General features: G+C 49.9%; 13 protein-coding genes. 9 read left to right on the forward strand and 4 right to left on the reverse strand.

Annotated elements, in window-relative coordinates; all coding sequences use genetic code 11:
• Positions 1-14: 14 nt before the first annotated feature.
• Complete coding sequence (locus H6570_13875; protein MCB9320366.1) at positions 15-1,445, forward strand: M20/M25/M40 family metallo-hydrolase; 1,431 nt, start codon at positions 15-17, stop codon at positions 1,443-1,445.
• 105 nt (positions 1,446-1,550) lie between these two features.
• Here the strand turns inward: H6570_13875 and H6570_13880 are convergent, their stop codons facing one another.
• On the reverse strand, positions 1,551-1,931 hold the full coding sequence (locus tag H6570_13880) for a MotA/TolQ/ExbB proton channel family protein (protein MCB9320367.1): 381 nt from the start codon (positions 1,929-1,931) through the stop codon (positions 1,551-1,553).
• Between the two features lie 156 nt (positions 1,932-2,087).
• On the opposite strand from H6570_13880, the gene H6570_13885 reads away from it, so the two are divergent.
• A complete protein-coding gene (locus H6570_13885) occupies positions 2,088-2,861 on the forward strand; it encodes a LytTR family transcriptional regulator DNA-binding domain-containing protein (GenBank protein ID MCB9320368.1) in 774 nt (257 codons plus the stop codon).
• A 1-nt stretch (position 2,862) separates the two neighbouring features.
• On the opposite strand, the gene H6570_13890 is transcribed toward H6570_13885, so the two are convergent.
• Positions 2,863-4,575 carry a hypothetical protein gene (locus H6570_13890; GenBank protein ID MCB9320369.1) on the reverse strand — a complete coding sequence of 571 codons (1,713 nt, stop codon included), beginning with the start codon at positions 4,573-4,575 and terminating at the stop codon, positions 2,863-2,865.
• Positions 4,576-4,865: 290 nt separating this feature from the next.
• Positions 4,866-6,248: a class II fumarate hydratase gene (fumC, locus tag H6570_13895; protein ID MCB9320370.1), complete on the reverse strand. Its 1,383-nt coding sequence runs from the start codon at positions 6,246-6,248 to the stop codon at positions 4,866-4,868.
• Positions 6,249-6,534: 286 nt separating this feature from the next.
• Between fumC and H6570_13900 the strand changes: the two genes are divergently transcribed.
• The 6 genes from H6570_13900 (at position 6,535) to nhaA (ending at position 14,103) form a co-directional block, all read left to right on the forward strand.
• A complete protein-coding gene (locus tag H6570_13900) occupies positions 6,535-6,855 on the forward strand; it encodes a winged helix-turn-helix transcriptional regulator (GenBank protein ID MCB9320371.1) in 321 nt (106 codons plus the stop codon).
• Positions 6,855-7,649 (forward strand): arsenite methyltransferase, encoded by a 795-nt coding sequence (arsM, locus tag H6570_13905; GenBank protein ID MCB9320372.1) that lies wholly within the window; start codon positions 6,855-6,857, stop codon positions 7,647-7,649. Before H6570_13900 ends, arsM begins: the two co-directional genes overlap by 1 nt.
• A 192-nt stretch (positions 7,650-7,841) precedes the next feature.
• Complete coding sequence (locus H6570_13910; GenBank protein ID MCB9320373.1) at positions 7,842-8,453, forward strand: superoxide dismutase; 612 nt, start codon at positions 7,842-7,844, stop codon at positions 8,451-8,453.
• Positions 8,454-8,565: 112 nt separating this feature from the next.
• Positions 8,566-11,352 carry a S9 family peptidase gene (locus H6570_13915; GenBank protein MCB9320374.1) on the forward strand — a complete coding sequence of 929 codons (2,787 nt, stop codon included), beginning with the start codon at positions 8,566-8,568 and terminating at the stop codon, positions 11,350-11,352.
• A 17-nt stretch (positions 11,353-11,369) separates the two neighbouring features.
• The gene (locus H6570_13920; GenBank protein ID MCB9320375.1) at positions 11,370-12,800 is read left to right on the forward strand and encodes a DUF839 domain-containing protein; all 1,431 of its coding nucleotides are present in this window, start codon (positions 11,370-11,372) and stop codon (positions 12,798-12,800) included.
• Between the two features lie 160 nt (positions 12,801-12,960).
• Complete coding sequence (gene nhaA, locus H6570_13925; protein MCB9320376.1) at positions 12,961-14,103, forward strand: Na+/H+ antiporter NhaA; 1,143 nt, start codon at positions 12,961-12,963, stop codon at positions 14,101-14,103.
• Positions 14,104-14,214: 111 nt separating this feature from the next.
• On the opposite strand, the gene H6570_13930 is transcribed toward nhaA, so the two are convergent.
• The gene (locus H6570_13930; protein ID MCB9320377.1) at positions 14,215-15,090 is read right to left on the reverse strand and encodes a UDP-2,3-diacylglucosamine diphosphatase; all 876 of its coding nucleotides are present in this window, start codon (positions 15,088-15,090) and stop codon (positions 14,215-14,217) included.
• 408 nt (positions 15,091-15,498) lie between these two features.
• Here H6570_13930 and H6570_13935 point away from each other — a divergent pair, with 408 nt between their 5' ends.
• Positions 15,499-19,947, forward strand: a complete 4,449-nt coding sequence (locus tag H6570_13935) for an Ig-like domain-containing protein (GenBank protein MCB9320378.1) — start codon at positions 15,499-15,501, stop codon at positions 19,945-19,947.
• Positions 19,948-20,253: the final 306 nt, after the last annotated feature.

Genomic DNA, 20,253 nt, shown 5'->3' on the forward strand with positions numbered 1-20,253 from the left:
ATTTTCAATGGATTATGAAGAAATTGTTTCTGTCCTTATTAGGGATCTTGCTTCTGCTCATTCTATTCATCCTCTTCAAAACGGTAACATTCAAGGCTGATCAATCCGAAATCACCCAGGTAACACCGGCAACAGTCACGGAAGATGCATTGCTTCGGTTACAAAAGGCCATCCAATTCAAAACCATCTCCTATGAATATCCCGGAAAGCCTGATTCCGCGGAGTTTAACGGATTTCACCGGTTTCTTGCATCCGCTTATCCATTGATTGATTCGCTCCTTGACAAACAAATTATCCAGTTCAGTTTATTGTACAAATGGCAGGGAAGTGATCCATCGCTCAAACCCATTGCATTGATGTCTCACATGGATGTCGTACCGGTGGATGAGGGCACCCTGAAAGACTGGGAAGCGCCACCATTCTCCGGAGAAATAAAAAACGGTATGATCTACGGCCGCGGCAGCATGGATGACAAGGTAAGCCTGATGGCCATCATGGAGTCGGTAGAAATGTTGCTTGAATCGGGATTTACACCCAGCCGGACCATCTACCTGGCATTTGGGCATGATGAAGAGATTGGGGGCGAACAGGGCGCGGGATCCATAGCAAAATACCTGGAAGGCCAGGGTGTAAAGCTGGAATGTGTCATCGACGAAGGAGGGTTGGTCATGGAAGGACTGATACCTGGCTCGGACCGGCCCATAGCCATGGTCAATGTGGCAGAGAAAGGTTATGTATCGTATGAGTTGTCACTGACCACCGCAGGAGGACATTCCTCGATGCCTACGCCCGACAATACCATTGGTTCATTAGCCAAAGCCATTACCAAACTGGAAGCCAATCAATTTCCCTATAAATCCATTCCCTTACTCAAGGAGCAAATGGCAAAAATGGGCCCCTATTATCCTTTTTTCCAGAAAATGGCTTTTGCGAATAACTGGCTTTTTGGCAAGCAGATACTCAAGGTTCTGAATGCCCACACCACGACGGCGCCGACGATATTCAAAGGCGGGGTCAAGGACAATATCATTCCGACCAGCGCCAGTGCCGTGGTTAATTTCCGTGTGATGACCGGCGAAACTACCGAAGAAGTCTTCCAACATATTACCTCCACCATCGGCGATGACCGCATCAAGGTCAAGTCGGTGACCAACCGCAACGAGCCGTCACCTGTTTCCGATTATGAATCTGCCAGCTATAAAACGATTGAAAAAACCATCCAGCAACTGTGGCCGGAAATGCCGGTTACTCCGGGCTTGATCAGCGGAGGCACGGATACCAAACATTATCAGCCGATTTCCGAAAATGCCTACCGCTTCTTCCCCATCCGTGTATCGATGTCCAGCATCACGGGATTTCATGGTATCAACGAACACCTTGCGACGGATAATTTCAAGGAGATTGTGCAGTTCTATCATTTGCTCATCCGGAATATGAACGAATGAGCAATGACCTTTCAGGGAAATCAAATGAAAACCAGGGTTGACAACGGCCGATTCAACCATGGGTTAAAAGGTGAACCGGCCAACGCCAGCAAGTTTGGATAAACTTCAGCGGCTGGTCTTGCCTATTAAGACTGAAAGCAGAAACCAGATGAAGAGGGAGATCAGGTAGATGATGATACCATAAATTGTGGTGATCATAGATACCTTCAATCCACCCATCACCAGGGCCGGTGATACATCCCCCGCCCCTTCGATGGCACTGAAGGCCTGATAAAGGCCGATCAATTGGCCCAGGATACCTGTGATCATGGCAAATAAACCCAGGGACCGGCCATTGCTGATCTTTATCAGGGCCTGCTTTTCATCCGGAATGCCGCCGCTCCGGTAGGCCAGGTAAGTCACAACATACCAGGCAAGCATTGCAATAAATAAAATGGTCAGAATGCCCATAAAAAGAGGGCCACCCATGTAAAAGAGATCTTTCATAATTCATCATTTAGTTCATGCGAAAATGCAAGGCTAAATTACCCTGGTCGATCCCGAAGATACAAGGTCATATCCGGTCGCAAACTGGTTGTTCGCCGACATGGTCATATTGGCTGTCAATAATTCCCGACATTGCAGCTAAATCAGCATCGAGAAATGCGCAACCATGCTGCGGACACGGCCTATCACATTGCCTATTGGCTATTTGTCCTGTTGTTCCTGACAGTACTCTTTGGCCGATCGTGGGACAATAATCTGGCAGCATTTTATTTCATCGCCCTGTTAATGCCTATTGTTTTAGGCACTTCCTATTTCTTCAATTATCACCTGGTTCCCAAATTCTACCTGAAGAAAAGATACTTCCGGTTCGGGCTATACACCTTCTATACGCTGGTGGTGTCCCTTTACCTGGAGACCATCGTCCTGATGTTTTCATTTATCTACCTGGGCAATTTCAGTTTTCACAACCTGAATCCCAATGCATCCGACACATTGATCCTGGCGTTTGTCCTGTATTTTTTAGTCTTCCTGGGATCGTTCCTGTTGCTGCTCCGGCAGGTAAGGGATCATAAAGATCAGATCCAGCAATTACTGCACGAAAAGGCAAAACAGATAGAACCATTTCTGGAGGTGATGTCCAACCGCAAAATGGCCAAGATTGCTTTCAGGGACATCTATTTCATCGAAAGCCACTCCGATTATGTTACCATCCATACTTTGGATGAATCCATTCTCACCAAAGAAAAGATCAGCCATCTGGCGGAATCCCTGCCTGCGAGATTCTTACGGATCCACCGTTCCTTCATCGTAAACACCGATAAGATCACCAGCTATTCAAACCAGGAAGTTGTCCTGGGTGAGACACAGCTGAATATCGGCCGCAGTTACAAGAAAGAGGTTCAGGAATCCCTGAAAAGTCAACAGTTTTGAACTAAAAGGAAATTGCCTCAATGTCTATTTCGAACCGGCAGGGGGTTAAGGCGGTCATATAAAGACTATCCGCATCAAGCTTAGGCAGTGCGCCCCGCAACTGTGTCCAGCGATGCTGAATGCTGCCTCCGGTAATGCGTATCACATCATTCCCAGTCAGATATTCGACAGGCGTCCGGTTCCAGAGGTACGATTCGGAGTCATCGGGAAGCATTTCGGCACCTTTCATTTTCCCGCCTTTGCGAAAGCCCAGCTCTAAGGTTGCCGGCACACCTTCTGTGCCGTTCAGATCAAACCTCAATCGAATGCCATTGAGGGTTTCAAGCACCGTACAGGCATAGTGGATGTTCTGGATCTCACTGTGGGACCTTTGTTCCCGCGGCATCGCCTCCCAGTTTCCGTCGGGAGCGATCAATTCATTCGCAATGGGTTGATAATAAGGTGCTGATAAACTTTGGCTCAGCAGGACTTTGTCTTCATCAACGGCCATTTCTGTGGCCTCAAATTGGCCTTTCCCGAAAAATGCCGTAGCCAACCGCACCGCCTGCAATACACACTGGCCATGCTGAAAGGTGATCAGGGCGGCATTTCCACGCAGGATGGTTGCATCCCAATTGCCTCTCCGCAATCGTACCATTCCGGAGGAAGGAAAATAGCGCCGGTACTGGTCAGGCAGATCCAATCTATCAAAGGCCTTGTTCATGGAAGAATCTTCCAGAAGATAAGGCAGATACCCGGAGAGTTCTTTCACCCCATACAAATCCTCCAATTGACGTGCCATTGCGCCATAGGTCATGTCACTGTCCAGGTTGGCCATATAAAGATACGGGTAATAGTAAGGCACCGGAGTCCGGGCCAGGTACTGATCCTGTCTTCTGGAGCACTCGGTGACGATCTCTCCATTCGGATGCAGGAGCTCCAGTGTCATGGACAGATTTCTGCGGACCGGCTCCAGCAATGCAGGCCGATCCAAAATACGTGCTATGGTGATCAGACAGCGATCGGTAAGCGGTGAATAGACCGAGGTGCTGCGTTCGGTAAATTGTCCGTCCGGATCTATGTCAATGTGTTCACCAAGCCACTGATCAATGCGCTCTACATACTTTACATCCGGCATCAGTTCATACAGTCTTGCCAGGGCCATGCTGACCACCCAACGATGGTTTGGTGTATGAATACCACCTACGGTAAGGATATTCCCTGCCTTGCCGAGGAACTGTTTGAGTAGCAGGCCAAGCTTTTGTTCTTCCTCCCCCTGCTGGCGGAGTAAACCCAGGCTGATGGCTAACGGTTCTACGACAAAGGCGGTATCTGGTGGCGAGTGAAAATTAGTGGTTATCAGGTCAATGGAACCATCCTCATGCTGGATACGAAGCAGAAACGCTGCCGCCAGTGACATGCGCTCCACCAACATTGCACTTTTGTAATAATCAGATTCCGGAGAAACGTAGGAAGCTACCAGCCACTGGATGAATCCGGCAGCGGATCCGGCATGATACAAGTCGAATGCATCTGGTATCCCTCCATAATTGATCGACGAAGCGTCCAATCCCTGGCGTTCCAGAACGGCGTCTACCTGACGGTCATTGTCCTTTATCAGCGCTTTCACCCAGGCTTCCCTCTGAACTTCGTTCCGATTAAAACCTGATAGGTGCCATACTGGCAGGCCAATTCCAACTAGAGCAGCCTGGTTCAGGAAGGTCCTGCGTTCCATTTTTTTCTATACGTTGTTGTTGATCTGGAAGGTAATGGAAAATAGGGATTATCTGTGCCTGCAATTTCAGGACCTCCATGCATTTTCAACCTTCATTTCGAAAGGCCTTCATGCCCAGGTGTTTCATCAATTTTACGCAAAGGTGCAAAGACGTAAAGCTCTTATGGGACAGGGATATACCTGGCGCTCTGGTAGTACTCCAAGCCTTCTTGGTTACTCATTCAACCCTCAACCATTAGCCCTTTCTCCTTTCTCCTTTCTCCCTTTTCCTTTCTCCCTTCTCCTTTGTTTTATATCATTTCTTCCGGCCTTACCCAGGCATCAAAATCCTTTTCAGTGACGTAGCCGAGGGTGATGGCCGCTGCTTTGAGTGTCGTGCCTTCCTTGTGTGCTTTCTTGGCTATTTCGGCTGCTTTATCATAACCGATCCTGGTATTCAGGGCAGTCACCAGCATCAGGGAATTATTGAGGTTGTACTGGATACGTTCGAAATTCGGTTCGATACCTACAGCACAATGATCGTTGAAGCTGTGGCAGGCATCGGCGATCAACCGGGCGGAGAACAGGAAGTTGAAAATGATCACCGGTTTGAACACATTAAGTTCGAAATGGCCGTTCATACCGCCGATGTTGATGGCTACATCATTTCCCAGGACCTGTGCCATGGCCATGGTCATCGCTTCCGACTGAGTGGGATTCACTTTACCCGGCATGATGGAAGACCCGGGTTCATTGGATGGGATGATGATCTCACCGATGCCGCAGCGTGGTCCGGATGCCAGGAGGCGAATGTCATTGGCTATTTTAAATAACGATACTGCCACGGTTTTGAGGGCTCCATGCGCTTCAACCACAGCATCGTGTGCCGCCAGGGACTCGAATTTGTTGGGGGCTGTTTTAAAAGGCAGACCTGTTAATTTGGCTATTTTTTCAGCCACCAGCTTGGCATATCCTTTTGGGGTGTTCAGGCCTGTTCCCACCGCCGTGCCGCCCAATGCCAATTCAGCCAGGTGCCGGTAGCTGTTTTTGATTGCTGCAATCCCATGGCTCAGTTGCGCAGCATAGCCGGAAAGCTCTTGCCCGAGCGTCAATGGTGTTGCGTCCATCAAGTGGGTACGTCCGATCTTGACTACCTTTTTAAAGGCCTTTGCTTTGTCATCCAATGTCTTTTGCAGGACTTCCAGGGCTGGCACCGTATGCTCAACCAAATACTGGTAAGCAGCAATGTTCATTGCCGTGGGAAACGTGTCGTTCGAAGATTGGGATTTATTGACGTCATCGTTGGGATGGAGGACCTTGGCGGCATCATCCAGTGCTCCACCCTGCATAACATGTGCCCGGTTGGCAATCACCTCATTGACATTCATGTTGGACTGGGTCCCGGAGCCGGTCTGCCAGACCACCAGGGGGAATTGATCATCCAACTTGCCGGCCAGGATCTCATCACAGACTTGCTGGATAAGTTTTGACTTTTTCTTGGGCAATACACCGAGTTCTTCGTTGGTCTGTGCAGCAGCTTTTTTCAGGATGGCGAAAGCATTGATCACCTCTTTCGGGATATGCTGTCCCCCGATCCGGAAGTTTTCACTGGAGCGCTGTGTCTGGGCTGCCCAATATTTGTCTGCCGGGACTTGTACGTAACCCAGGCTATCTTTTTCCTTACGATATTTCATGTGCTGGTGGCTTTTTTAATGTTCCCGGCAAAGGTACTAAAAGCTGCAGCCACCAGGAAAGATGATCATCATCAAAGACCGGTAACATCCAGCTCATCGAAGTCCAGTGGAACATGGCGCCGTGCAAGGAATGACCAGGTTAAATATTCCATCATACAGATGCTTTTTCATCCCGTGACCAAAGCCGGTTTTTTGACAATTTCTTCATTTTTTCAGATAAAAATTCAATCAGGTCTTGCATGCCGGCATCCTTTAATCGTATATTTACGATATACAATAAAGCAGTATGGCCTTTTCGAAAAATGAAGCATTTACCGATACAGACCAGCAACTGGCGGTGTGGGCCAAAGCGCTTGCGCATCCTGCCCGGGTAGCCATCTTGCGGGAACTCGCCCAGCGCAATGCATGCATCTGCGGTGAATTAGTTGCCAATTTGCCATTGAGCCAGGCTACAGTCAGCCAGCACCTGAAAGTACTTAAGGAAGCCGGGCTCATCGACGGAGAAATTGACGGTCCGCGGATCTGCTATTGCATACACTGGCCCACCATGAAAAAAATGGAAAACGCACTAATCCTATTATTTAACCAAATCAAACCTTGTTGTTAATGGAAAATGAAGCAATTACACAAATGGTGAAAGACAAATACGCCGCCATTGCCAAATCTAAAAGTTCCTGCTGTGATGACTCCTGTTGCGGAGCTGATGATGTCAGCAACCTGATGGGCGATGCCTATGACCAGGTTAAGGGGTATGAAAAAGAAGCGGACCTGGGCCTCGGCTGCGGGCTGCCTACCGAAACGGCCTTCATCCGGCCGGGGGATACCGTAGTCGATCTCGGTAGCGGAGCCGGCAACGACGTCTTTATCGCTGCCCGACTGACCGGCCCCTCCGGTAAGGTAATCGGCGTGGATATGACCGAGGAGATGATCACCCTGGCCAGGGAAAACGCAGCCAAACTGGGTTATACCAACACCTCATTTGAACTGGGATACCTGGAAAAAAATCCGTTGGCGAGTAATATCGCAGACATCGTGGTGAGCAATTGTGTCTTCAACCTGGTGCCTGATAAGGCCGGCGCCTTCCGGGAGACCTTCCGCATCCTGCGCCCCGGAGGCCATTTCTCCATCTCCGATATCGTGATGGAAGGATCCATGCCTGAAAATCTGCTGGCTCATGCCCTGCTCTATTCAGGCTGCGTATCCGGCGCAGTGCCCAGGCATAATTATCTGGCCAACATCCAGGCGGCCGGTTTCGAGCACGTCCAGATCCTGCGGGAAAAGCCAATCGATATCCCCGATCAGTGGCTTAAAGAGCACCTGACCTCTGATGAATACCAGCAATACCGGGATGCCAACTTTTCATTGTATTCTGTCACCGTTTTTGGGAAGAAACCGGCCTAACCGGCAGTACAGTCCTAAAAACCATTGCACCGGACACCCCATTTGCCAGCAACGTCAGACAGGGTGTCCGGCTCTTCATTCCGATCCATCGTGAGCGAAGCTGGGAAATACAAAGCGGTCCTCTAAACACTTCCACCTTCCATATGTTACCTCTTCAATACCGAATTTGTTCATCCTATTAAAAGAAAAGAAATGTCATTCAAATTACCAGATCTACCCTACGCATTTGATGCTCTGGAGCCCAATATTGATGCACGCACCATGGAGATCCACCATGACAAGCACCATGCCGGCTACACCAATAATCTGAATAATGCCATTGCAGGTGGTCCGCTGGAAGGCAAATCCATCGAGGAGATCCTGGCTCATGTTTCCGGTCATTCAGCAGCAGTCCGCAACAACGGCGGTGGTTTTTACAACCACAGTTTGTTCTGGACGGTGATGTCACCCAACGGAGGCGGTGAACCAACCGGAGCATTGGCGGATGCCATCCAAAAACACATCGGTACCTTTGCCGAATTCAAAGATGCTTTTTCACGCGCTGCCGCCACCCAGTTTGGCTCGGGATGGGCCTGGTTGCTGGTTGATAAGGCCGGACACCTTGCCGTTACCAACACCCCGAATCAGGACAATCCCCTGATGGATGTCACCAATGTACAGGGTACACCGATCCTGGGCTTGGACGTATGGGAACATGCCTATTATCTCAATTATCAAAACCGTCGTCCGGACTACATCTCGGCATTCTTTAACGTGATCAACTGGGGTGAAGTCGCCCGGCGATACGACGCAGCGAAGAAATAACTGCCATTCCTTAATAATTCATCCTTCACGATAAGGTGGTTTCCCCGGAAATCACCTTTTTTTATTCCTGCAGGGTTGCTATCTTAAGCCGCTTAAGTAAAGAACTGGAACTATGCGTTTAAGAAGGATTACAACCTACCCCACCCTGATTTCTTTTGTTCTCACTATCATCGGCGCCATGACTACCCTGTCCGCGCAGACAGAAAAAAAAGCCATGGACTGGACCGTATGGGGTACCTGGAACCAAATCGAACAGGTCTCGGTCGGCACCAACGGCGAATGGATGATCTACAAACTGGTGCCTGGACAGGGCAACGCCACCCTGATCGCTTACAATACCAAGGACCAATCCGAATTCCGCTATCCCAGAGTTAAGAAAGTTGCCCTGAGTTACGATGGCAAAACTGCCGCATTTATCCAGACCCAGGACTGGGATGCTCACCGGGATATGGAACGGAAAAAGGTGAAAGATGATGCATTTCCTCCCGACACACTGGTTATCCTGTCGCTGAATTCTCAATTCAAGAAGCGGATCCCAAACGTGAAAAACTTTGAAGCGCCGGATAAATGGGGTGGTTTTATAGCCTACCAACGTTACGACTCCAAGGACCGCAAACGCAAAGACCTGACCCTTTACTTATACGACACAAAGGATGAGTCAACCGACAGCATCGCCAATGTGACCCAGTATACTCTGGCGGAAGAGACCCCGTTCCTGGCAGCCGTCGTCGATGGTCCGGACAGCCTCAATACGGACGGCATCGTGCATTACGATACCGAACTGCACCAGCGTCGCACCATCTTACAGGCTAAAGGAAAATATTCCCAGCTTGTCCTGCACCGGCTGGGCAGGCAGGGCGCGGTCATCCTGGACGCAGATACAACCAAAGCAGCCATACGCCCCTATGAATTGATCTATTGGTCAGGTACACTGGCTAACCCAACCATCGTACATTCCCAAACAGAGGTTCCCGAGCCCACCACACTGCCCCTGATCTCCGCAGATTATAAACCCCGGTTTTCTGATGATGGAACCAAACTCTTCTTTGGCACACGTACAGAACCCATCCTCCAGGACACCGCAATTCTGGATGATGAGGTGGTCAGTGTAGAGGTATGGAGTTATAATGAAGGGAAATTGTACACCCAGCAAGAGGTGGATCTTGAAGACGAGAAAAAGCGCTCCTACCTGGCCATGGTCGATTTGCTATCCGGGAAGGTCATGCAGGTCGCCGATCTGAAAGCGCCGGAAGCACGACTGAATTCTACAGCCAATGCCCGCTACGCCGTCGTGATGGATCCTTCACCCTATGCCGAGCTCGTATCATGGGAAGGCGATGAATACAAGGACATCTATGTCCGTGACCTGTCATCCGGCCTGCTGCAACCGGTTGCTAAAAAGATCGCCGGCTTCCCACAACTCTCTCCGGGAGGTCAATTCATCACCTGGTATAATGATCCTGATTCGGCCTGGTTCTCGTACCACATCACCGCACAAAATCTGGTGGAGATCACCACGAATGATTCCGTACGCTATTACCAGGAAATACACGATGAGCCCAGTCACCCCGGATCATACGGCATCGCCGGATGGGCTAAGGATGATGAAGCACTTTTCCTTTACGATCGTTTTGACCTGTGGCAGATCGACCCACGAGGCAGAGCCAAACCAGTACGGTTGACCAATGGGCGCGAGCAAAAAATGCGCTACCGTTACCTGCGCCTGGATCCGGAGGAGAAATTCCTTCCCACCCTCGGTCCCTGGTGGTTTGAGACGTTCGATGAAACAACCAAGCATGGCGGATATGCACGTCTGGACACCTGGCAACCGCTGTCACCCATGCGATCCATCATCCAGGATTCGTTTGCCTTTGATGGCCTGCGCGTAGCTGAAAAGGCACCGGTCTATTTCTTCACCAAGGAGAATTTCAAAACCTTTCCGGATCTCTGGATGACCACGGACTGGACACATTATCAGCGCATCAGCAATGCCAATCCACAACAATCCATGTACCGGTGGGGCGATATATCCCTGTACCACTGGTATTCCGATGACGGGGAATTACTGGAAGGGATGCTGGTGAAACCGGAAGGATTTGACCCCACCAAACAATATCCGATGATCGTAAACTTTTACGAAAAAAGTTCGGATGGACTGATGCAATACCGGACGATCGACCCCAACCGGTCCCAGATCGTCTATCCGTATTACGCCAGCAAAGGGTATGTCATCTTCAATCCAAATATCCCTTACAAGATCGGTTATCCCGGTGAGTCTGCCTTCAATGCGGTTATGTCGGGTATTACCTCGCTACTCAATACCGGATTCATCGATCCGAACCGCGTAGGTGTACAGGGACACAGCTGGGGAGGCTACCAGATCGCCCAGATGATCACCCGGACCAAACTATTCCGCTGTGCGGAGTCAGGCGCTCCCGTGGTCAATATGTTCAGCGCGTATGGAGGCATCCGCTGGGGCAGCGGCATGAGCCGGGAATTCCAGTACGAGCACACTCAAAGCCGCATCGGTGGTACCATCTGGGACTATCCATTGCGTTTTCTTGAAAATTCACCATTGTTCTTCCTCGACAAGATCGAGACTCCCGTCCTCATATTGCATAACGATAACGACAGTGCCGTGCCGTGGTACCAGGGCATCGAATTTTTTACCGGGTTACGGCGTTTAAATAAACCGGCGTGGTTGTTGAACTACAACGGAGAGCCACACTGGCCTCTCAAATGGCAAAACCGGGTAGATTTTCAACACCGCATGTCACAGTTCTTTGATCATTACCTGCAGGATGGGCCGGTACCGCTGTGGATGCAGCAAGGGGTGCCTGCCATTGAAAAAGGGATCAACCAGCGGTTTGAGACCTCTGCCGGTGATGATAAGCATTAAGAAGAAGCTTTCAGATTATGGCAAATAACAGACGGACATTCATCAAGCAAGCAGCGCAGCTGGCCATTGGTTTTGCCGGCCTGGAAACACTTCTCAACCAATGGATGGACGGCTGCACACAGCTGGAACAGCTCCCAAATTTCATCTACCCGTATGGACCACTCCGCACCGATACCCGTGGTGTCCTCAGTCTGCCAAACGGATTCCGCTATGAGATCATTTCACGCGCCGGGCAACGGATGTCTGATGGATTTTTCACGCCGGACAAAGCTGATGGTATGGCAACATTTCGTGGTCCGGACGGAACAGTGATTGTAATCAGGAACCACGAACTCATGCCCAACGACCAGGGGCCCTATGGTGTTGGAAACCGCCAGTATGACCGGCTGACTCCATCCCAGGTATACGATAGCGGGGCTAGTGGCACCGTCTGTCAGGGAGGCACGACCACCCTGGTCTATGACGAAGAAAAAGAGAAGGTGGTTGAATCCTACCTGAGTCTGGCAGGCACCCTTCGGAATTGTGCAGGAGGACCCACTCCCTGGAATTCCTGGATTACCTGTGAAGAAGTGGTCGTCAACGCGAATGAAAAGCTCATGCAGGACCATGGGTATAATTTTGAGGTGCCCGCTTCCCGTGAAGTACACCTTGCCGAGCCGTTCCCACTCAAAGCGATGGGTCGCTTCAATCATGAAGCCATCTGCGTTGATCCGGATACCGGCATCGTCTACGAGACCGAAGATCGTCACGACGGTTTGATCTACCGGTTTCTTCCCGACGAGCCCGGGAATCTGCGGGCCGGAGGACGTCTGCAAGCTTTAAAATTCAAGGAACATTCATCCTTCGACATCCGCAACTGGGAGGGTGAGCCGATACCGGTGGGTACCACTTTTAGTGTTGAATGGATCGACATGGACGAGGTGGAGTCGCCAAACGATGATCTCCGTGCCCGGGGATCCATGCTGGGAGCCGTAAAATTTGCCCGGGGTGAAGGCATGTGGTTTGGCGCCGATGGCCTGGTGTACTGGGCATGTACCAATGGCGGCAAAGAGCAACTGGGACAGCTGTTTCGTTACCACCCCAGCCCTTACGAAGGCACCAGCCGTGAAGCGGAAGACCCCGGACAACTGGTCCTTATGCTGGAACCCAATGACGCACGGATCCTGAAGAATGCCGACAACCTCACCATGGCACCGTGGGGTGACCTGATCATCTGTGAGGATAATGAAGCGCCCCGCATCGTGGGGGTGACACCGGAAGGCAAGGTTTACCATCTGGCCGAAAACATCGGATATGCCTCCGAATTCGCCGGATGTACCTTCTCACCCAGCGGTAAAACCTTATTCGTAAACATCCAGCATGCCGGACTGACCTTCGCGATCACGGGCCCGTGGGAAAAAGCCCGGCAGGAACAGCCCAACCAGGAACAGCTGTCTGAGTCCAAATAGGATTGAGTTAATCGACAGAGTGATCCTTGTTTCTTCCGGAATTATCCATAGCGCGCAGAGGATGGCAGAACCGTCGAGGGCCTTACATAATTTAGGGAATTAATTGTAACACAAAAAGCCGGGGAGGATATACGGACAGCAAATAGAATTCCAAAAAAAAATGATTGCAACCAAATTATTTAAAGAGTTTTTTGATAGTGAGAAAGCCGGTGGTCTTGTATTAATAGCCTGCACTGCTTTATCATTAATACTTGCCAACTCCAGTCTAAGTGCCGGTTATCAAAATTTTTGGCATACTGAATTTCAGGGACACAGTATTGAGCATTGGATAAATGACGGTCTGATGACCATTTTCTTTTTGCTCATCGGCCTCGAGTTGGAAAGGGAAATATACAAGGGCGAACTTTCCAAGATTAAAGATGCTTTGTTACCAATATTCGGTGCAATAGGTGGATTATTGTTACCGGCAGCAATCTTTATGTTTTTCAATTATGGGACCGATACACAATCAGGTGCAGGAATACCTATGGCAACTGACATTGCTTTTGCTTTAGGGGCATTATCCCTATTGGGCAGCAGAATACCCACCTCTTTAAAAGTATTCCTAACGGCATTAGCTATAATAGATGACCTGGGAGCCATTTTAATCATTGCCATATTTTATACGAAATCCTTACTCTGGTCTAATCTATTAATTACACTGGGAATTTTCGTTTTGCTTCTGGTATTGAACAAATTGAAAATAAAAAGCCTAATTCCCTATTTGTTAGGGGGCGTGGCTATGTGGTACTTTTTACTGAACTCAGGTGTTCATGCAACCATTACCGGCGTGTTGCTTGCATTTACTATCCCATTCGGAGAAGGTGATGAAAAGTCAACATCCTCCATTTTACAGCACTTTTTACACAAACCCGTTGCATTTATTATTCTGCCCATATTTGCTTTGGCCAACACGGCTATTTTATTTAATGGAAACATCATCGAGACATTGACCAATCCCAACAGCCTGGGCATTGCACTGGGGTTAATTGTTGGCAAGCCTGTAGGTATTTTTGTTGCGACATTCCTGGCAGTGCGGTTTGGCTTTAGCAAGCTCCCGACCGATTTAAACTGGAAATCAATTTTAAGCGTTGGATTATTGGCTGGAATTGGATTTACAATGTCAATTTTTATAACCTTACTTGCCTTTGATAACGAGGTAATCATTAACAATTCAAAACTGGTCATATTAATTTCGTCACTGACAGCAGGACTATTAGGTTTGCTTTCCCTGAGGGTAACCTTTAAAAGTAAAACTGAATAGTCAGAATTTTGGGCTGGAATAGCAATAACCACAAAGCAAAAAGGAGCAGAATATATGCTAATGCTTTCTATCTGTTGCTTTATGGCGTCGTATCACCACTGACCTAAACCGTCACGACTCATCCGTCTGGCTCATCAGTCTCCGGATCACCCTTTGGGGAATATTCGTCTGCATGCGTTTTTCCATCTCCTGATATTCCGGCTCTAACACATCTTCGACCGGTTGGTTTTGTTCGATGTAGTCAAAGTCAAGGTCGTCGTATCGATACAGATGCCAGTCGCCGCCATAATATTCCAGGGCAGTGAGGTTTTCCAGCCAGTCGCCGGAATTCAGGTAATTGATCTTACGGCCCTTTACTTCGACTTCCCGCATGGACGGCTGATGGATGTGTCCGCAGATGACAGTGTCAACGCCGCGGTCCGCACCGTAGTTGATGGCCAGCATCTCAAAGTCCTGGATGTATTTGACAGCCTTTTTGACCCGCGCTTTCACCTGATGAGCGAACGAGAGATTCGCCAGACCAAACCGCTGACGGATCCGGTTGATGACCCGGTTAATACGGATCAGGAAGTCATAGCCCTTTCCGCCCAGTTTGGCCAGCCAGGGTGAGTACATAACCGAAGCATCAAAAACGTCGCCGTGGAAAAACAGGTGTTTCTTACCATTGAGGTGTAGTTCCAGCTGATTGCGCAGACTGATGGAGCCTGTGGTAAAATCGGCAAAACGGCGCAGTACATCATCGTGGTTCCCGGTGAGGTAGTAGATCTTGGTACCATTCAGGGCCTTCTTCAGTAGTGTATTGATCACCAGCATGTGCGACTTGGGGAAGTACTTTTTATTGAACTGCCAGATATCAATGATGTCACCATTGAGGATGAGGATACCCGGATCGATGCTCTTCAGGTAGCGGATCAGTTCCGGAGCATGGCTGCCATAGGTACCCAGGTGCACATCGGATATAACCGCAATTTCAAGCTTTCTTTTCATGTATAGATTAATCAAAAAATCAAGTGTAAAATTGCACGATGTATATTAACTCTGTGTTAATTCTGCATTATCAAAAAATGAAAGTTAACCAGTTGATAAAAAATTATTTACAAATTATAACAATATAATATATAAATATTTTGTGCGCATTGACTGGCTGACTATCAGCTCTTTCGGAACCCTTTTACCCGGAATCAGCCTCTTGCGTAATCCAGTAAACATCACGAATCACGACAAATGCTTACCGGCGCCGGAATGCCGGACCCACCGGCCCGATGTTGCCAGGTTACACGACTTTTACCATGTTCAACGCGTCTGTTAATCTTAGTAACATTTAGAAATTTTTTAATACAAAACGAACTGATTTAAAGTATATTTGACGCCATGTGTCGCTAAATTGATACCGAAGTGAGAATCGTTAGGAAACACGGATATTTCGTCAAATCGTTGATTTTTCTTCTTTTCCCTGCCTTTCTCGTGGCCCAGCAGACGGCAGGCACAAGGAAGGCTCCTGAACTCTTGCTGGCCTTAGGCACCGGTCAATCATCAGGACACATCGCCACCCTCTACGTCAAAAATGAAGCCTCAGAACCGGTAGTTCTTCATCCTGCCTCCTATTATGTTCCGGCTCACCACGGGTACCAGAGCTATGTGGGATATCTGCCCGAAGCTCTTACCATTGGTCCTGATACGGTCCAGTCCATCCCGCTCTATGGCTACTGCACAGACGTACACCGGGCACCTGCTCCCGGCGGTCTGGCCATGTCTATCGGAGACTGGATCCTGGTTGCCGCCGATGCCGACAGCACCAATGCGTCCTTTACCCTGCAGCCTGGTCCCCGGGTCAAACCCTTCGGTATCGTGGATCGCAATGCCCTCACCTTTTCAGGAGCACCTAAAAAAGATTCCAGCAGCCTGTATGCCTGCTGGCCGGACAACCACCAGTCGATTCCCGTCACGATCAATCCGGGTGCTGATGCGAAATCCACCGCTGCGCTTATCGTAAAATTAGTCCAGCAGATCGATGCAGAGGTACCCGCCATGCAATCCAGTGCATCGCTAGCCACACCCTATCATGGCAATCCGGAGGCAGAACGTCAGGGTGTCACCCAGCATGCAATCTGGCTGACGATGGGAGTGCTCACTGGCAAGCAGTACACCCAGGAAGATTTTGTCCGTAAAATGACCAAGCTGTGGCGCGAACAGTCCGGAGACCTGCCTGCCGAAGAAAAAACTTCCGGAGACCAGACCCTGGAGGAATCGCTGCCTATGTTGTGGCAACAATTTGTGGCGGCAGCTCAATCAGCCGGGGTTTTAACCCCTGGTCCTGATCCAGTCCGTGCATCCTTTGAAGCAGGAAATACCGTCACCAGCCCCTGGAATCACATCGACCTCACCAGCCCGGCGATGAAACCGGGCAAACTGGCACCCTGGATGATCTGGGCTCCCGCAGGCGCCGTAGTCCTTGGTGGCGCTACTACAGCCTTTCTGTTAAGCCGTGACACTACAAATCCCGGGCCTACACCCAATCCTAAACTGGTCGTACGCAACGATGCTGTGACCATGGCCTGTGATGGGCAGGCAAATGTCAGCCCGTTGGAAAACGACGATGGGGACGGCTTATTCATTAAGTTCATTACGCCCGTCAGTGCTGCCACCGTGGAGATCGATGCCACCGGTCACACCCTCCAGATCAGCAATCTCCGGCAATCGACTGATTTTACGATTTCAATACTGGTTGAAGACCAGTATGGCCAGCAAGCTTCCGGCACCATAAGTGTTACTGTTCAAAAACCAGCTGTCCAGGCCGTTAATGACAATTACAGCACGCCCTTTGGCATACCCGTTGATGGTCAGGTGCTGGACAACGATCAGGGTTCCGACCTAATCGTCATTTCCTATGATCAGCCTGCCGGTGGAACACTCACCATCCAGTCGAATGGGTCCATGAATTTTGTTCCTTCTCCGGGATTTTCAGGCACAACTTCAGCCAAATACACCGTGCAAGGCCCGTGTGATACCCGGTCTGAAGCAACCATCAGCATTGAAGTCGCCGCACCTACCTGCGACACCAAAGCGGAATTTGAAACATCAGCTGCTTCCTGTGGTGGCTTCGACGGAGCGGCAACCGTGCTCATTACGCCAGAGGGTAGTTACTCGTACCTGTGGTCAAACAGCGCCACCGGATCGGGCGTGGATGAGGTAGCGAGTGGCAATTATACGGTTACAGTCACCGATGAAAACGGCTGCGCCCAGGCCTTCTCCGTATCCATCCCGGAAAATAAAGCAGAATATATTCAGGAATACAGTACCAGCCCGGCAAATTGTCTGGGTGCCGGTGGTGATATCTTTTTGCGTATTGATGGCCCCAATAGCTCTCCACTGGCCATCGTAGCTACCGGTCCGGATGGAGAGCATGGCATCGTCCGTCAGCCGGGAGCAATTCATCTGAAGGAACAATTCCCCATCCTGCCGGGAAGCTGGCACATCCGTGTCAACGGACTGGAGGATGCGGCACACTGCGTCGCGGAGCTTGATTTGGAAGTGGAAGATACTTCAGCAGCCATCATTACCACCCGCGATGTGATCACCGTATTTACCGGAAGCACGTACCAGGGCAATGTGCTTAGAAACGACCATGGTCTTGCCTTAAAAGTCATCGACTTCAACCAGCCGGAAGCAGGAATCCTGCTGTTGCAGACCGATGGCAGCTTCAGTTACAGCGCTCCGGCGGAGCGCACCGGCGAATTTGTTTTTACTTACCGGGTCATGGATGCCTGTGGTCACGAAGCCCAGCAGGAAAGTGTGATCCAGGTTATCTCGGATCCCTGCGATTTTGAAGTGGAATTCGATGTACAAGCCAGTATTTGCGGAACAGCCCAGGGAACGATTCAGGCTTCCGTGTACCCGGTGGGTGACTATTCGTTTTTGTGGTCCAATGGAGCCACCACCACAGCCCTTACCGGATTAAAAAGCGGTAATTACGAGGTGATTGTCAATCCGCTGGGAAAGGACTGTCCCCGGAGCATCAAGGTCACCGTACCGGATTCAGCCTTTACCTTTATTACCGACACCATTACATTTCCAGGCACCTGCCAGGATGGAGGCAATATCCGCTTTACCCTTGAATCACCTACGGATGATCCGGTTATATTGCAAATATCAGGACCGTCAGGCGCTTCACAGATCTCCTTAAATCCGGGCACCTACAACCTGGATGCCATCTTTCCGGTACCTTCCGGGGTTTATACCCTGACGGCATTCCAGGCACAATCACCGACCGACTGCGCCCAGACCCTGGAGATCACCGTACCTGATGCAACACCAGCTATGGTATTGGCCCCGGACTCTCTTTCCACTCCGTTCAGGACTCCGGTATCCGGCAATGTGCTTGACAATGACTCCGGTTCCGGACTGAAAGTTATTTCTGCCTTTAACATCGAAGGGGGCACCCTGCGTATCGAAATGGGCGGTGATTTCAGCTTCAATCCTCACGGCAATTTTTCCGGACTGGGCCATTTCTCCTACATCGTGCAGGATGCCTGCGGGAGAAAAGACACCGGCCAGGTGACCATACAGGTCTATTCCGCAACCTGCAGCCTGACGCCTGCATTCGATATCACACCGGCTACGTGTGGCAGCGCAAATGGTTCTATCCATCTGCTTATCGAGAACGAAGGGAACTACACCTTTGACTGGAGTAATGGCGATACGTCAAGCACTGCAAGTCATTTGGCCGCCGGTAGCTACCAGGTGGTGGTTACCAGCAATGTATTGGGCTGCATGCAGAGCTTTGAACAGACGGTACCCAATACCCCGGCACATTTTATCAATGATCTAAAAATCATCCAACCGGATTGTCCGAATCCAGGCGACATCATTCTGGCACTGACTTCTACCGACACCCAGGCGTTGAGGTTGGACGTCAGGTTGGGCACTACGACAAAATCTTTTTTAGTACCGGTCGATACAGTCCGCCTATCCGATTACATGACCGTATTACCCGGCATGTACACCTTGCGGGTACGGATTGCAGAGGGCGACACCACGTGCAGTGAAACCACCACTGCCGAATTAATACCCAGTGTAGGACTGGCGATAGCCACAACCTCCATCATCCCGGCCAGCGGTCCGATGTCCTCGGATGGGAGTATGACCATTCAGGTGACCACCAAAGGTGTACTCCCCTATCAGATCTACATCAACGACAGTTACTACGGATCGATTCCATTCGAAATGTTTTCCATTTTTAACCTGTCAGCCGGTAAATACCGCGTGCGTATCCGGGACGCCATTGGGTGTATTTCCAATTTGCTGGAAGTGCAAATACCTGTCGCTCCTTTAGCTCTGGAAGGATCCTTAGGCCTGACGTTAGCCGAATACCCTGCCACGACCACAGAAAGCATTACACCCGATCATATCGTATTTTCATCCATAACTGGTATCTGGAATCAATCCATCGCCGGAATGACCGGACAACTTGCCGCCTGGCTGGAGCCATTTACCTATTTCGGATCGGATGCAAGCCATCATCTTGGTGGATTCCTCTCGATCAGCGAATCCATGCGGCTCGCTCATGGTCAGCGTGGACCTTTCGGAAGTCAATTAGCCATCGGAGCAGGATCCAGCATTGCGCTGGTTGAGGCCACGAATCCCTGGAGGACATTCCAGCCTTATCTGCATCTGAATGCACAGGGGCAATACCAATTCAAAGGCAAATTAATAGTCCGCCTGCAGGCGAAATTGGACGTCTGGTCAGGATATTGGCATCCGGTCATTCAGGGTGGACTCGTTTTGCCTGTACGGATAAAGACCATGCAGAATAAGTGGAAAAGGGTGATTCCGGAAATGAAATGAGTTCAACGGTGTTATGTCAATGGTTGTACATAAACCGACACTCAAATTACCCAGATAGGAAACTCATAAGCCACCGGCCGGATAAGTCGGCCAGTTACCCAGTTAAGTTCTGACCTCTATATATCAGTACCATCCGGTCTGACGATGGATGCCTCGTGTCAGGTATTGTGGAACACAATCAGGTGCGAAACCGATGCCAGAGAAGCCCAGTCCGGAACAACCAATTATTTTTTTTTGCACTGCCGGCCATTGATACGATCACATGATAGCAGGCCGAAATGAAGGCCTCCCGTTTTCATTCGGGGA

This window comes from Lewinellaceae bacterium (assembly GCA_020636135.1).
GTDB lineage: Bacteria > Bacteroidota > Bacteroidia > Chitinophagales > Saprospiraceae > JAGQXC01.